Source organism: Flavitalea flava (assembly GCF_054461575.1).
Map to the genome: position 1 here is coordinate 239,208 of NZ_JBTLQH010000003.1, position 15,576 is coordinate 254,783.

At 46.3% G+C, this 15,576-nt stretch carries 15 protein-coding genes; 9 read left to right on the plus strand and 6 right to left on the minus strand.

Going from position 1 to position 15,576, the window contains the following annotated elements; all coding sequences use genetic code 11:
• Genes ACX0G9_RS05575 through wecB form a run of 3 tightly spaced genes read right to left on the minus strand, consistent with a single transcriptional unit; the run spans nt 1 to nt 3,437 of the window.
• Nucleotides 1-1,140, minus strand: a complete 1,140-nt coding sequence (locus ACX0G9_RS05575; protein WP_459063873.1) for a glycosyltransferase — start codon at nt 1,138-1,140, stop codon at nt 1-3.
• Complete coding sequence (locus ACX0G9_RS05580) at nt 1,133-2,302, minus strand: glycosyltransferase (RefSeq protein WP_459063874.1); 1,170 nt, start codon at nt 2,300-2,302, stop codon at nt 1,133-1,135. Before ACX0G9_RS05580 ends, ACX0G9_RS05575 begins: the two co-directional genes overlap by 8 nt.
• Nucleotides 2,295-3,437, minus strand: a complete 1,143-nt coding sequence (wecB, locus tag ACX0G9_RS05585; RefSeq protein WP_459063875.1) for a non-hydrolyzing UDP-N-acetylglucosamine 2-epimerase — start codon at nt 3,435-3,437, stop codon at nt 2,295-2,297. The genes ACX0G9_RS05580 and wecB overlap by 8 nt, the downstream gene beginning before the upstream one ends.
• Nucleotides 3,438-3,878: 441 nt before the next feature.
• Between wecB and rpsO the strand changes: the two genes are divergently transcribed.
• The 6 genes from rpsO to ACX0G9_RS05615 all read left to right on the plus strand — a co-directional run bounded on the left by rpsO (nt 3,879) and on the right by ACX0G9_RS05615 (nt 9,982).
• Nucleotides 3,879-4,151, plus strand: coding sequence for a 30S ribosomal protein S15 (gene rpsO / locus ACX0G9_RS05590; protein ID WP_459063876.1), 273 nt, complete (start codon nt 3,879-3,881; stop codon nt 4,149-4,151).
• Between the two features lie 283 nt (nt 4,152-4,434).
• Entirely contained in the window at nt 4,435-6,579 is a 2,145-nt protein-coding gene (gene pnp / locus ACX0G9_RS05595) for a polyribonucleotide nucleotidyltransferase (protein WP_459063877.1), read from the plus strand.
• Nucleotides 6,580-6,693: 114 nt separating this feature from the next.
• Nucleotides 6,694-7,509, plus strand: coding sequence for a 50S ribosomal protein L11 methyltransferase (gene prmA, locus ACX0G9_RS05600; RefSeq protein WP_459063878.1), 816 nt, complete (start codon nt 6,694-6,696; stop codon nt 7,507-7,509).
• 201 nt (nt 7,510-7,710) lie between these two features.
• A complete protein-coding gene (gene plsY, locus ACX0G9_RS05605) occupies nt 7,711-8,379 on the plus strand; it encodes a glycerol-3-phosphate 1-O-acyltransferase PlsY (protein WP_459063879.1) in 669 nt (222 codons plus the stop codon).
• Between the two features lie 71 nt (nt 8,380-8,450).
• Entirely contained in the window at nt 8,451-9,113 is a 663-nt protein-coding gene (locus ACX0G9_RS05610; RefSeq protein ID WP_459063880.1) for a YdeI/OmpD-associated family protein, read from the plus strand.
• Between the two features lie 293 nt (nt 9,114-9,406).
• Nucleotides 9,407-9,982, plus strand: a complete 576-nt coding sequence (locus tag ACX0G9_RS05615; protein WP_459063881.1) for a DinB family protein — start codon at nt 9,407-9,409, stop codon at nt 9,980-9,982.
• 10 nt (nt 9,983-9,992) lie between these two features.
• Here the strand turns inward: ACX0G9_RS05615 and dnaG are convergent, their stop codons facing one another.
• On the minus strand, nt 9,993-12,059 hold the full coding sequence (gene dnaG / locus ACX0G9_RS05620) for a DNA primase (protein WP_459063882.1): 2,067 nt from the start codon (nt 12,057-12,059) through the stop codon (nt 9,993-9,995).
• Nucleotides 12,060-12,126: 67 nt separating this feature from the next.
• Here dnaG and ACX0G9_RS05625 point away from each other — a divergent pair, with 67 nt between their 5' ends.
• Nucleotides 12,127-12,801 carry a hypothetical protein gene (locus ACX0G9_RS05625; RefSeq protein WP_459063883.1) on the plus strand — a complete coding sequence of 225 codons (675 nt, stop codon included), beginning with the start codon at nt 12,127-12,129 and terminating at the stop codon, nt 12,799-12,801.
• A gap of 80 nt (nt 12,802-12,881) precedes the next feature.
• On the opposite strand, the gene ACX0G9_RS05630 is transcribed toward ACX0G9_RS05625, so the two are convergent.
• Nucleotides 12,882-13,151: a hypothetical protein gene (locus ACX0G9_RS05630; RefSeq protein WP_459063884.1), complete on the minus strand. Its 270-nt coding sequence runs from the start codon at nt 13,149-13,151 to the stop codon at nt 12,882-12,884.
• A gap of 416 nt (nt 13,152-13,567) precedes the next feature.
• On the opposite strand from ACX0G9_RS05630, the gene ACX0G9_RS05635 reads away from it, so the two are divergent.
• Both ACX0G9_RS05635 and ACX0G9_RS05640 read left to right on the plus strand, forming a co-directional pair.
• Complete coding sequence (locus tag ACX0G9_RS05635; RefSeq protein WP_459063885.1) at nt 13,568-14,197, plus strand: nucleotidyl cyclase domain-containing protein; 630 nt, start codon at nt 13,568-13,570, stop codon at nt 14,195-14,197.
• A 49-nt stretch (nt 14,198-14,246) separates the two neighbouring features.
• Nucleotides 14,247-14,951, plus strand: coding sequence for a DUF3307 domain-containing protein (locus ACX0G9_RS05640; protein WP_459063886.1), 705 nt, complete (start codon nt 14,247-14,249; stop codon nt 14,949-14,951).
• A gap of 118 nt (nt 14,952-15,069) precedes the next feature.
• Here the strand turns inward: ACX0G9_RS05640 and ACX0G9_RS05645 are convergent, their stop codons facing one another.
• Nucleotides 15,070-15,387, minus strand: a complete 318-nt coding sequence (locus tag ACX0G9_RS05645) for a carboxypeptidase-like regulatory domain-containing protein (protein ID WP_459063887.1) — start codon at nt 15,385-15,387, stop codon at nt 15,070-15,072.
• Nucleotides 15,388-15,576: the final 189 nt, after the last annotated feature.

Here is a 15,576-nt window from a genome sequence, read left to right on the forward strand (position 1 = left end):
CTACCAGATCCATTCGATGAGACGTTTGGAATTTTCCTCACTATTGTAACGTCCTGATAATACTTCTTTTCTCGCGGCTATTTTTGAGGCGGTGAAAGGTTCGGTATACAGTTTTTCAATCAGATCCCGGATAGCCTCCGCATCGTTCCCGGTATGGCAAAGCGTTTCCAGACCTGTGTCTTTTACGGCAGATTCATTGACGACGCAATGTCTGCCATTAAATAAAGCATTTAGTAATTTTAATTTTACACCGGTACAATTAAAAGACGGAAGGATATTTATTTGTGCTTTGGCGATAAGATCCTGTAATTCCTCTCCCGAAGGATTGGGGATCAGACAGGCCTGAGGGCTTTGGGCGACCAAACGCGTTAGCCGCTGCGAGGGGTTTTTCCCGGCAATGATCAGGGGAACCTGAAGCGACGGAAAAACTTTTTTCAACAGCCATACAGCCACTTCTTCATTTTCGGCAACCGACAAATTGCCCTGGTACAGGCAAAAACATCCGGTACCTTCCTTGCTGCAGACCTCTTCAAAGGGAAGGAAAACGGGCAGGGTAAATACCTGACTGGCTCCAAACTCATGGCGGTATTGTTCGCTGTCCTTGTCCGATACCGTGAGTATCAGCAGGTTGCCGGCTATCTTTTTTTCGTATTGATACAACAACTTGCTCTCATGTAAATAATACAACTTCTTTAACGGAGACCTTTCGCAATGATATAACTGGCGATAGTACTGATACTCCACATTATGCAGCCGGAGGACTATCTTTCTTTCCTGAAAGCGGCCGTCATTCAGCAGATAGGTACAATGCACTCCTTCCAGGAGGATCGGATGGTCGTCTTTCAGTAAGTTCTCCAGTAATTCGCTGCTTGACCGGGAGCAGACGATATAGGGAAGTTTATGTGAAAACCCCTTATGCCCTTTAGACCGGGGGTAATACGTTACGCTGGTGCAGAATTTGTTTAACTCGGTCTGTTCCCCTCTGCCATATTCAAAACAATGCAAATGGATTTTTATTCCTGCCTTATGCAGGGCCACGAGCTTATGAAAAAGATCGAAGACCCCGCCATAATCAACCGGATAAGGAGTGTCCAGGCACACGATATGTAAATGTTTGTCCTCCACGGTATAGCTAAACATTATCTTTTTCAACTTGTTTAAAAATTTCAGCCACTATCTGTCCTTCTTTTTCCCAATTCAGCTCCTGGCGGACTTTTTCAGTATGGGTGATCCAGGTTTGCCTGCGGGCCGGATCTTCATAAATTTCCCTGATCCTGGATGCGATATGGGAAGGTTCATGGCCTTCTATAAACGCACCCACCTCATATTTATTGACAATCTTCTCCAGTTCGACGAGGCGGCTGACCAGTACGGGAACTCCGCTATGCAGGTAATCAAAGATCTTATTAGGCAATCCGTATATATGATTAATATTGGTAGGTTTGTCGAGCGAAAGACCCAGATCCGCCCGGCGGGTTACAGCCCTTAATACTTCAAAAGGGACTTTGGGTAAAATGGTGATCCTGTCTGACAGATTATGTTCGATGATCATTTCTTCAATCTGATGAAAAATATCACCGCCACCGATGATCACCAAATGAAATTTTTCCGGTTCCAGGAAAGGCATCGAAAGCACCAATTCCTCCACCCCTCTTTCCGGGTTGATCCCGGCTCCCTGGAAGAGCAGGAAAAATTTATCCTTCCCCGGCAGACGATGGGCAATTTCCGGGGGCAATCCATCTATTTGTTCTCCCGGCGAAAAGGCAGGCGCCGCCTGCGACAGGTAGGGTACATTGCGGACAGCTTTTAGTTCTTTTCCATAATCCTTCCGGTATAATTCGCAGAACGAATCACAAATGGTATAGATATATTTCAACCGGGGAAAAATAAAAGCCTCTATAAGCTGCCAGACTTTCCAGATCCGCGGCCTTCCCTTTAACTCCGGCATGCCCAGGTAATATTCATGCGTATCGTAAACCACCGGTTTGCGACGCAGCAGCCCCGCGAGCCAGACAGCAGGCATAACATCCAGATCATTGCCCAGCAAAAAATCGACCTTGGTAAAAAGGAGGCGGAAAAAAAGACGCAGATTAAATTCGGCATAGAAAAAAACCTTTTTCTGGAATAGCATGGGGATTCGCCGGGCGGAATAAATCCTGGGATTAAGCGGCAGGCTTTTTTTTCGTCGCGCTCCAAGAAGCGATACCCTAAACCCGCTTTCCTGCAGGGTAGAACATACCTTATGCACCCGCTGGTCAGTGACCAGGTCCGAAATGACGGCTACAACGATCCGTTTAGGCATTTTTTGCATTTGAAGGAGTCCTCCTGGAATCAGTAGTATCAGTAGTATCAGTAGTGGCGAGCAGGATAGCACTGATCTTTTCTGCTGCTTTACCGTCGCCGAAAATAGCGGTTTTGAACGGTATATTAGTATCCTTACGTAGCTGCTGCATTTTCTCCAGGATATCTCCGGACCGGGCCTTGGCCGGCAGAGAAGGCCCGTTTAAAAAGATCTCCGGCCAGAAGGGATAATCCATGACGACCAGCGAGGGTTTGTGAAAGAAAAAGGCTTCCCGCGAAAGCCCGCCGCTATCGGTTATCACATATTGACAAGCCTGCACCAGTGCCAGCATATCGAGATAACCCAGGGGAGGTGTGCAGATAAAATGTGTATCCAGATCATAGCTGTCAATTAATTGTTTTGTCTTCGGGTGTACCGGAAAAACAACCGGTATATCCCGGTGTATTCGATGAAGGGCGTTCAGAATTTCCCTCAGCACTTGAGGATCTTCCGCATTTTCAGCGCGATGGATGGTTGCCAGCACAAATGGGTTTCCGGTCAGCGACAAATCCTCCAACAGGGAGGATTGTTCTTTTGCCCGGTCCCGGAATTGCATGGCCGCGTCCAGCATCAGGTCCCCGGTATTAAAAATTCCGCCCGGCCTGGCGGCGGCTCCATAACCTTCTTTCTCCAGGTTTTCCAAACCCAGATAGGTGCAGGTAAAATTAAGATCGGCCATCCGGTCGGTCAGATAACGGTTGGATTCCTCTGGCATCCGTTCGTTACCCGTCCGGATGCCGGATTCGATATGGGCAAGGGGTATATTCTTTTTTTTTGCGGTCAGGGCGCCCGCCAGGGTCGAATTGGTATCGCCGTAAACAATGACCCGGTCCGGTTTTTCGGCGCCAAGCACCTGATCGAGCCCGATCAGCATTCTTCCGATCAATTCATTGTGGGGGAGGGAATGGATATTTAGGAAATGGTCGGGTGGGGGTATCCCGAACTCCTTAAAAAAGATCGTGGACATATTATCGCTGAAATGCTGGCCGGTATGAATAATGATTGGCCGTTCGGCGTTTTGCTTCCCGAGGGCCTGAACCAATAATGACAACTTAATGAATTGTGGCCGGTTGCCGACAATATGCACCATCTTCATGTATCTCTTATTTTAAAAACTTGCCTGCAAGGCGTCGGATTTGATTGGTTAACGGCTGTCTGCAACGGCTGTTTTTCAGGCAAAATAGCGTCTAAAGGTTATTCCTGCTACCGGGTTTTGCCCAATATTAACAAATTCAGCGAAAATAATCCTAATTTTTAGTCCTATTTTGGGTCTAAACTTTTAAAAATTTAAATAATTACCATACCTTTGCCGCCTAAATGAAACAATTAGTCATTGTTAGGAATATAATGACTTTCGTTTCCCGTCTAATTTATGTCTTAGCAGGTAAAGAGGCGGAGCCTTTTTAAGCTAGCAGAATAGTTATTTGGATGTTTTAGCGGACAATCTGTCCGCTGGCCGAAAGCCCATCATTAGCCGTGCACCGGGGATGGGTTATTTTTCGGGAAAACCATACCCGGCGCACATAAAAAATTTGAGATGCCTTATTTGACAAAAGAGAAGAAAGCGAGTTTCTTTACAGATTTTGGTGGAAAAGCCACCAATACCGGTTCCATAGAGGGACAGATTGCTTTGCTGACAGAGCGGATCAACCGTATTTCTGAACACCTGCAAGCCAATAAAAAAGATTTCTCCACTCATCGCGGCCTGATGAAAATGGTAGGTAAAAGAAAACGTTTGCTGACCTACCTGAGCAAACACAACCTCCAGGGTTACCGCCAACTGATCGAAAAACTCGGACTTAGAAAATAAATCATAAGGAATGCGAAAAAAAATCTCTTCAAAATGTAATTTTTTTTCGCATTCGCATAATGTTCGGCAAATCCTTGCTTCGCTGACGGATTTGCGAACTGGGCGAAGCCCAGTTCGGTATACGAAGACTATTCCCAACTGAACACACGGTTGGGAATAGTTTTTTTATGCGTGAAGGTTTTTGCCGTCATATACCATATTTTTAACATAGAATTACGATTTCGCTATCCTTCCTGCCCAAGAAAAAAACAGGAAGCCGTAATTCATAAAGACGAACAGCTCTATGCTTTCACAACCGATTAGTGTAACGTTTGACATAGGTGGGGGCCGGATGGTCACCATTGAAACCGGTAAACTCGCACGCCAGGCAGATGGCGCAGTTACCGTACGTCAGGGCAATTGTATCATCCTTGCCACTGTAGTAGCCAATAAGGATCCCAAAGAAGGACAGGACTTTTTCCCCTTGTCTGTAGACTACCAGGAAAAATTCGCTTCTGCCGGTCGTATCCCCGGCTCTTTTTTCAAACGGGAAGCCCGTTTGAATGATTATGAAATACTGACCAGCCGCCTGATCGACCGGGCCCTGCGTCCTTTATTCCCTGAAGATTATCTTTGCGAAGTACAGGTTTTGCTCAGCCTGGTTTCCAGCGATTATGAAGTGATGCCGGATGCCCTTGCCTGCCTGGCTGCTTCTGCAGCCCTGGCGGTATCGGATATTCCCATAAAAGAAATTATCAGCGAAGTCAGGATAGGCAGGGTCGACGGCAAAATGATCGTCAACCCCAGCCGTACCGAACTGGAAAAAGCGGATATGGAATTTATCATAGCTGCCACCGACAAGAACCTGATGATGGTGGAAGGTCAGGCCGGAGAATGCACTGAAGAAGACCTGGTAAAAGCCCTGGAACTGGCACACGATGCTATCCGCATCCATATCAAGGCCCAGGAAGAACTGCGTGCGAAAGTAGGTGTGACCGGAAAAAGGGATTACAAAAAACCTTTGCAGAACGAAGAGATTCAACAGAAGGTGAATGCCTTTGCTACCGACCGCGTTTATCAGGTGTCCAAGGCAGGAAGCGCTAAACACGACCGCAGCGATGGATATGATAAGATCAAGGAAGAACTGATCGCCAGCTTCGGCGAAGAGTTGACCGATATCGATAAGAAATTAGTCAAAAAGTATTACGAAGACCTGAAATGGGAAGTGGTGCGTAACATGATGCTGGATGACCGTATCCGTTTGGACGGCCGTTCACTGGATCAGGTCCGTCCCCTGGCCATGGAAATCGATCCCTTGCCTACACCGCATGGTTCTGCCCTGTTCACCCGTGGTGAGACCCAATCACTGACCACCGTAACCCTGGGAACGCCCCTGGATGAAGTGCTGGTCGAAAGTGCTGCGAAATCCGTCGATTCGAAATTCTTTTTACACTATAATTTCCCTCCCTTCAGTACCGGTGAGGTGAAAATGATGCGCGGCCAAAGCCGTCGCGAAGTCGGTCATGGTAACCTGGCCATGCGGTCCCTGAAACAAATGATGCCGGGGAGCGAATATCCTTATACTGTACGTGTGGTAAGCGATATCCTGGAATCGAACGGATCCTCTTCCATGGCCACGGTCTGTGCCGGAAGCCTGGCGCTGATGGATGCAGGAGTGCCTTTCCCGAAACACGTAAGTGGCGTGGCAATGGGCCTCATTACCCGCGGCACCGATGGAAAAAATGCGATCCTGACCGATATTCTGGGCGATGAAGATCACCTGGGCGATATGGACTTCAAGGTCACCGGAACCCGCGAGGGGATCTGCGGTGTGCAAATGGATATCAAGGTCGATGGCCTGAGCATGGATACGATGCGTGCAGCGTTGGAACAGGCCCGTAAAGGCCGTCTCCATATACTGGATGCCATGTACGAATGTATGCCGGCTGCCCGTCCCGAGGTTAAACCGCATGCTCCGAGAATGGAGAAACTGTTTATCGATAAGGAATTTATAGGAGCCGTGATCGGACCGCAAGGGAAGATCATACAGGAGATCCAGAGAGAGACCGGAACGACTATCAATCTGGAAGAAGTCGGCAATTTTGGTGAGGTCAGCATCTTTAGCCCCGCTAAGGAAGGTCTGGACAAAGCCGTTGCCTGGATCAAGGGTATCGTGGCCATGCCTGAAGTAGGTTCCGTCTACGAAGCCAAAGTGAAATCGGTGATGCCTTATGGCGCCTTTGTCGAATTCCTGCCGGGGAAACAGGGTTTGCTGCATATCAGCGAAGTGTCCCACAAACGTCTGGAAACGATGGAAGGCGTACTCAGCGAAGGTGATATGGTGAAAGTGAAACTGATCGGTCTTGACCAAAAGACCGGCAAATTCAAACTTAGCCGGAAAGTGCTGATGCCGAAGCCGGAAGGCAGGCCCGATCCTCAACAACAATAAGAACAAAAAATAACAAAGAAGGTCTGTAGTTCCCACTACAGACCTTCTTTGCGTTTTATGGGGAATGATTTTTTGCAAAATCAACCCTGCTTACCAAATAGCTAATAGTATATCATGATCTACATTCAAGTATCGGTACCTGTCACGGACACGACTATACGCGAGATCCTCATTGCCCGCATGGGGGATAATGGGTATGAGGGATTTGAAGAACAGGAGACGGGGCTGCAGGCCTTTATCCCGGAGGGAAAATTCGATGAGGAAGAACTGAAGTCCCTGTTGGAAGCCTACCAACTGAGCTACTCGCAAACCCGTATCGAAGAAAAGAACTGGAACGAGGAATGGGAAAAGAATTTTGAACCCGTGGTGGTAGGAACATTTTGTGCGGTCCGGGCCTCTTTTCATGCACCGGTAACCGGGGTGAAACACGATCTGCTGATTACCCCCAAAATGAGTTTTGGTACGGGACATCATGCGACTACCTATATGATGCTGGAAGCCATGGGCACCCTGGACTTCACCGGCCGTCGCGTGTTGGATTTCGGGACCGGGACAGGCGTGCTGGCCATTCTCGCTGAGAAACTTGGGGCATCCGAAGTGCTGGCGCTTGATCACGATGACTGGTGTATCGAAAATGCGGGGGAGAATGTGACCGAAAATAATTGTTTCCGCATATCCGTAAAAAAACTGGATAAAATACCTTCCGGGACAGGCTTCGATATAATACTGGCCAATATTAACAAGAATGTTATATTACAGGAGCTGCAGGCGATCGGACAACAATTGACCCCTGGCGGCGTTATATTATTGAGCGGTTTGTTACATGATGACGCGCAGGATATTGAAAATGAAGCTGTTAGAAATGGGTTTTCCCTTGTTGGCCGGGTGGATAGAGGTAATTGGATCTGTCTGCGGCTGGAAAGAAAATAATAGATAAGGGAATAAGGAGGTTGTCAGCCAAAAAAAGAATAAGGCAAAAAGAAAATCGGCCAAACCCAAAGGGAAAGGGGATGTTTTAGCGGAAAAAAGGCAAAAAATCGATAAAAAAGGATAAAAGAAGTAAAGAACAGGCATGGATACGGGAGGCTTTTTTTAAGTATATTTGTTATCCAACTTTAACTCAACTATTCGATGAAGGAGGTTCTCCTAATTCTATCAGCATACCTGATCGGTTCTATTCCAACGGCTATTTGGGTCAGCAGATCCTTTTTTGGAATAGACATCCGGGAATACGGGAGTGGTAATGCCGGAGCTACCAATACGTTCAGGGTGCTGGGTTCCAGATGGGGTACCTTTGTAATGGCAGCTGATGTTATCAAGGGTATTCTTGCTACCGGGCTTTATATTCTTTTGCCTTATTATCTGCACGAAGAGACCGAAAGAACGAATTTTATGGTGGGGCTGGGTCTTGCTGCGGTTTTAGGGCATATTTTCCCGATCTGGGCTGAATTCAGAGGGGGTAAAGGGGTAGCGACCTTATTTGGAATGATCATTGCCATTCAGCCTTTAGCCGCTGTTTGCTGTGTGGGGGTATTTTTGTTGGTATTATATCTTACGCGGTTCGTTTCCCTAAGCTCTATACTGGCCAGTGTGGCCTTTGCTGTATTTATCCTGTATATCTTTGATGCTAAAGAGACCCTTTACCGGGGTTTTGCCATTGCCGTTGCCCTCATGGTCGTTCTTACCCACCAAAAGAACATTACCCGCCTGTTACGGGGTAGTGAGAACAAAGTGCCGATCCTCAAATACCGGGACCGGCGGAGGCTGCGCAAACAAATAACCAATAGCGATAAGGAATAATGTTCTAAATTTGCAGTCCCGCAATTCGCCGGTTACCTATTCTCAATTATTGAAAACCAAAAAACCAGGAGATGTTGCAAACTGTTCCCGAAAAGCTGCAATTGAATGAGGAAAAGAACCTGTTAATTCAGGGATTACCCTCTTCCATTGAAAAGCAATTTGCCAAACTGGCATTTGCCAAGAGCCTTACGCCCTTGTTAAAGACCAAGAAAATAGATTTTGCCTTGGTGTTTGTATTTAACGAGGATCAATTGGCCAGGATCGTTCATGAGGTATTGCCCGCCTTGGCGGAAAATGCCAAATTTTGGGTAGCCTATCCCAAGGCTGCTTCCAAGATCGCAACCACCCTTCACCGGGATTGCAGCTGGGAATGTATAACCGGTTCCGGATATGAGACGGTGCGCCAGGTGGCGCTGGACCATGTTTGGACGGCCTTGCGGTTTAAAAAGACAGACAGCATCGCTTCTATTGCCCGGGCCGCGGTTAAAGAGGCGGTCCTCGAGAAGGCCGGCATTGACCTTGCCACCCGGATGATCGAGCCACCTGCCGACTTTATGAAGGAGCTGGGCCGCAGCCAGGTGGCCTCCCATTTCTTTGAAGAATTATCCTTTACCGACAAAAAGGAATATGTTGTCTGGATCACGAGCGCAAAAAAGGATGATACCCGATCAAGACGTCTGGAGTCGGCTATCGGTAAACTAATAGCCGGCAAGCGTAATCCCGCTGCCAAATAAATCAGTCCTTTAATTTTATCTTACCCTGATCATACCAGGAAATTTCCTGGTTTCCACTACCGGCATCCCTTAACCTTTTTTCTCTTTACCCTTCCTGTACCTTCCGTATTTACACGTTCAGGTGTTTGGGTATTTTTGCCTGATATTATCCTGAAAAAAACGCATCCCTTATCTTTGATTTGTCCTTCCCTTCGACTCATTACAAAGACACAACAGACAGGCTGAATAATACCAAGGACTCTTACCCTTTTCACCCCTTTTTCTCACCAACGATATGCTTTTAAGCAACCAGCATGGCAGTTTTTAGCAGGCAAAGTTTTATAACGGAGTTATTGGATAGGATAGAGCTCATCAAAGCCCGGACACAACCCTTTCTTCGCCTTACGGATGATCAATTGAATTTCAAACCGGATTCCGGCCGATGGAGTATTGCAGAAATATTCGAACACCTGAATATCACCCATAGCCTTTATATCCGGAGTATCCTTTCCCGCATTACCAGGGCTCCTGATATGCAGGTCAGGGCCGACAAATACAATAGCGGATGGCTTGGTGAATGGGTGTATGGGAAGATCATGCCGAGGCCGGATGGAAGCGTTTTTAAGATGAGAACGCTCAAATCATACCGGGCAGGCGAGACCGTACCGGACGGTAGCGATGTTCTTCAGCGGTTTCTTCAGCAATGTGATGCCATCGACGATATTGTGCGTCATGTCTCTACCAAGAACCTGGAGCGTATAAAGATCCCCTTTTCTTTTTCAAGACTGGTGCGTTTGCAGCTGGGGGATAATCTCCGCTGCCTGATCGCGCATAACGAACGGCATTTGCTCCAGGCCCACGGCGTTATGGCGCTTTTCGCACAAGCCTGAATATCACAGACTATTTTATAATAACCGTACCCAGACCGTGCAGGATCTGTCTTTCGAGATCTTTCAGATGCATATGCGTCTGGATCAGTACCATCTGTTCTTCTGTTGTATGGGGGCTTTCCAGGTCTTTCTGATTCATTTCCATCATACGTTTTATTTTGCGGAGTTTCAGATAACCCATGGTAGACAACACATCTTCCTTATAAAGATCATCCCGGGTCATAATTTTTCCATCGAAATGATGCTTCCAGTTATGGCTGATCTCGATATGGAAATCCATGATAGAAACAGCGAGCGTGCTTAGCTCCTGGTCCTCATGATATAAAAATACCTTGGTCGTGGGCTCCGATCCTTCTTCATACATGCCTTTGTACGTGTCGAGGATTTTGACCAGGCGTTTATTGTCGATCAGGTCATAGAAATCGGAAGATTCCGTGAAAATATAATCAGCCACGGTGGTATTTTCATCCCAGGACCGCAAGCCGTAATCCAGCAGATTACGGATCATCCCCCTTTCATTCTGTTCATGTTTGAACAGCAGGTTGATCGATTCATCTTCCGCCGGTGGAGGCATTGAATGGGCCGGATCTCCCTGGTCGTAAAAATTGTTCGAAGGAAACCCCGGTCCGGCACCATTACCCGCATTGCCCGCGGCAGCTGCCTTGTTTTCCTGTTTGGAGATACGGTCCCGGATAAACTTATTGACCAGGGCATGCAGACCGGTTTCTTCGATCCGCAGCAATTCGGAACATTGCCGGATATAATCCTGTTGTTTGGTAAAATCTTCCGTTTTGTTGATCTTGGCGATCGTTTCGGCCACCTGATTGACCACTTCCGCTTTTTTGGACGTATCTCCTGCAGCATCTTTCAACGCTACTTCCAGTTGAAAGAGGATAAAGTCTTTTTTATTTGCGGAGATAAAATCGCGGAAGGCAGCGGCTCCCAGTTTTCGTACATAACTATCCGGATCCTCTTTATCGGGGATCAGCACCAGCTTTACGTCCAGGCTTTCTTCCAGGGCCATGTCCAGCCCTCTGAGTGCGGCTTTAACTCCGGCTCCGTCCCCATCATAAATGATCGTAAGGTGATTGGTGTACTTCTTGATAAGGCGCAGCTGATCGATGGTGAGTGAAGTGCCCCCGCTGGCCACCACGTTCTCGATACCCGCCTGATGGAGCGATACCACATCGGTATACCCTTCCACCAGCAGACATTCGTCCTGTTTATCGATGGCCTGTCTGGCCATATAAGAACCGTAGAGAATCTTACTCTTTACGTAAATCTCGTTTTCGGGGGTATTTATGTATTTGGGAGCCCGGTCATTGCTTTTGATGATGCGGGCCCCGAAACCGATCGTCTTTCCGGTCTGATTATGCACGGGAAATATGATACGGCCCCGGTAATTATCTACGGGACGATCATCGCGCACGACCACCAGGCCGCTTTTTTGCAGGTACTCCAGGTTATATTGGGCGGCCAGTGCGGTTTTGGCAAATGCGTCCCTTTGTTCCGTACAATAACCCAGCTGAAATTTCCGGATGATCTCCTCTCCGAATCCCCGTTCTTTAAGATAACTAAGACCGATATCCTGACCTTCTTCCGAATTCAGGAGAATATCGCTAAAATATTTCTGGCCAAAACCATTGATGATAAACAGACTTTCGGCCACCTGCTGTTGCTGCCGGATTTCGGGGCTTAATTCCTTTTCCTCTATTTCGACGTTGTATTTGGCTGCCAGCCACCGCAGGGCTTCGCCGTACGTATACTTCTCGTGTTCCATCAGGAAACTGATCGTATTCCCGCTGCGTCCGCAGCCGAAACATTTATAGATCTCCTTGACGGGGGATACAGTAAAAGACGGCGACTTCTCATTATGAAACGGGCAGAGGCCGAGATAATTCACTCCCCTTCTTTTAAGCCTGACAAACCCTCCGACGATCTCGATAATATCTATCCGGCTTAAGATCTGTTGTATATTTTGCTGTGAGATCATGGTAAATAACTGCAATGGTAAAAGTAAGAAACTTCCCTTTAGTACCGTTAAATTCCGGAAAATACTACCGTAATTTATGTACAAAACAGAGTAGTTTTACTTATAATAAAAAGCTCCTTTATTCGCTATATATATTCAAACTTATTATCCTTTGAAGACGGATGTCTATGCTGTGCTCTATGCTGTTATTTCAAACCTGGCCATTGCGCTTTGTTTTGTGCCCTTATTATTACTGGGGTGGAAAAAAATGCGCCAGGTAAAAGTATACCGGGTGATCGCCTTATATTGGCTTGCCAAAGGGCTGATCAATCTTCCCAACCTTGATCTGTTCGGGCAATTCAGGAATGGTGCTTTGCAGGAAAAGCTGAATCTGTACTACAATCTCCTCGATACTCCTCTTGCGTTATTGGTTTTTATTTTTGCTGCATCCGGCAGGCAACGTAGTCAACTTTTGCGGTTTTTATTATTGTTCATATTCCTTGAACTGGCACTGATCGGCTGGATGGGGTATAACTTTGAATCCAGTACCCTGATCATTGGTGCAGGTTTGGTCCTGATCCTGATCTACAGTGTTACCGGCCTTGTTCGATATATGCAGAAGATGGAGCATTCCCCTTTTGAGAATTCCATGGTCTTTGTTTATGCTGCCTTACTTTTTGCTTATGGCAGCTTTCTGATCATTTATATATTCATCCATATCCATTCCACCAATGGCAGTAATAACCAGGACAGTTTCCTGCTCTATTATTTCAGCCTGTTGCTTTCGGCGGCCATAACTTCCATGGGATTATGGGGATATGGCTTGCGTCGTCAGGCAGTAGCATGAATGATGCGTTTGACAACGCACCATTCTCCTATGCTCCGCTCATCAGCTTCTACTAATTTTTTTCTTCTGATCTTCCTGCTCTAATCTTCATCTTCCTCATAATTGATCGTATCCTGGTTGTCATTGTAGATAGACTCCCAGGACCTCACCTTGTCATCTCCCAGCAGTTCCAGGATATCGAAGATCGGATCTGCTTTTTTCTTCCATTCCACCAAAGTTGTATCGGCATATTTTGATACATACATGCAATGATCAGTTTCCATGTTCACTTTGATCAGGCCGACAGGTCCTTCCTCTTTTTCCTGTATCAGGTAATAACAACCTTTTTCCAACAACGCATACGAATACATACATTACCTTTTTTAAAAATAAATAATACAGAATTAATGGATAGTAATAGAAATTAATGGGGGTAGTAAGTATTCTTAAGCCGATTGGATTGATTGGGTGTATACCCTTTTATCAACATCGGCGGTAATGCAAATTTACGGTTTTGTCGGTTGCCTTAGATGAACAAAATAATAAATTTACGACCATTTTGTCGTATTTTATTGACAATCAGTTGAATGTAATTTATCCCCTGTTTTGACTTTTGGATTATTCATACCGTCTTTTATAGCTATATTTTAAAAAATAAGCCATTTTTATCTATATTATATAAATATCGCCTAATAAGCCTATTTTAGTTTTAATTCGATCAATTATACTATAATGTAAAAAATTCGCCTTTTTATACTATATTCGTGCAGGAAAAAACATACCAGAAATGGCCTTAGCAGCAGTCATAACAGCGGATATTGTCAACTCGACCCGCCTGGAAAAGGCGGAAGAAAAGAAATTGCTGAACATCTTATCGGCTATCTTAAAACCGTATAAATTCGAATTTTACCGGGGCGATAGTTTCCAGGTATATATACCCGATGCGGAGAATGCCTTGAAGGTCGTTCTGCAAACCAGGGCAGCCGCCAAGCGCCTGAACCCGGAGGTAACGGCACCCCTTGCCGATGTACGGGCGAGCATTGGGATCGGAAGTACGGATGGGGAAGTAAAAAACCTGAAGACGGCAGGGGGAGAGGCTTTCCTGCTATCCGGCCGGGCATTCGATTCGATGGGCAAACTGGATCCGAGATTGATCATACGATCGCCTGATGAGAACATCAATCTTGGATTAAAAATTGCCGCAGGGTATATGGATTCCTTATTTTCCTCCCTGACATCCAAACAGGCAGGTGTGTTATATGAAATGCTATCCGGTCATAACCAGCTGGAATCGGCCAAACGATTAAAGAAATCACAGGCCACGATAAACAAACATGTGCAGGCTGCCCAATGGCCGGAAATAAATACCCTGTTACAGGATTATCAGATGCTTGTCCGGCAGTTATCCAACAGCTGAAACAATCTTATCCGGCAGCTGAAACAATCATCGATTAAACACAAAACCTATGTCTGTATCTGAACTTTGGCTGATCAAACTCCTGCTGGCGCATTTGCTGACAGATTTTATCCTGCAACCGGCCAGTTGGGTCAAACAACGGCAGGAGCGGCATTTTGCCTCCATCTTCCTGTATGTGCATGGTCTTGTCACGGCGTTGGTGGCCTGGTTATTCATAGGAAGGTCGTATGGGAAAATAGCCCTGATCGTACTGGTCACGCATATCCTCATCGATGCCTGGAAATCATACCGGCCCCGAACGGTCACCTATTTCATAACTGACCAACTGCTGCATCTGTTCGTCCTTGGCGTATGCTGGTATTTTACCTTTATGTCCGGTGAATCCTTACCTGCAGTCTGGGAAAGGATAAACATTCCGGTATCCGTTTGGATAAAAGCAACGGCGCTGGTATTTATCACAACACCGGCCGGCATATTAATAGGGGAGTTGACCCGTCATTGGAGGGAAAAAATAGACGATGGGGACAATAGCCTGTCCAATGCGGGCAAATGGATAGGCATAACAGAACGTATCATTGTCATCTTGCTGGTTTGGCAGGGACAATATCCGGCCATCGGGCTGTTGGTCACGGCCAAAGGGATCATCCGTTTCAGCGAAAAGGACAGACAGGAAATAAAAACAGAATACCTTGTATTGGGCACCTTGCTCAGCATCGGCCTGGCGATCATAACGGGTATGATAACCAGGATATAAATGCAGCACAGGAGTGCACTTTTTAATCTTGCAAACTTGTCGGATAAAAAAAGAGAAACGATAAAAGCAGTACCTCGGTGCTGCTTTTATCGTTTCAATAACTGTTTTGTATAGCCGCTTATTTCTCCAGCTTGATCTCTCCTGCATCGGAAGTCTGGCCATCATTTACCATTACACCATCTTTTGCGGCATTCTTATAAGGAGGCTTCGCTTCAATGATGATCTTGTAACTGCCGGGTTTGGCATCCGTGATCTCATAGGTTCCATTGATAACCAATGCTTTTAAAGTGTCAGTCGAGGACTCGGCCCATGCCCTGGCGGCGCCTTCCGCCGGCGATACCGTCCCTTTAATGGAACCCGATTTCAAGTTGCTGAATGCGAATAAACCTGCTGCTGAAAAAGCGACTACTGCCAATTTTAAACTGGTGAGTTTCATAAATGAGAATTTAAAAGATTAAAAATTATAGATTGCAATTATAGATTACAGATTCAAGTAAAACAAAACCGTCTACGACTCGGAGCAGGGAGAAATTCAATTCGGTAATGAGGGTTGATCATACCTATCCAAGGACTGTGCCAACAGTTTTTATTGGTCATGATTTTGCAACGGAATTTTTATCCCATT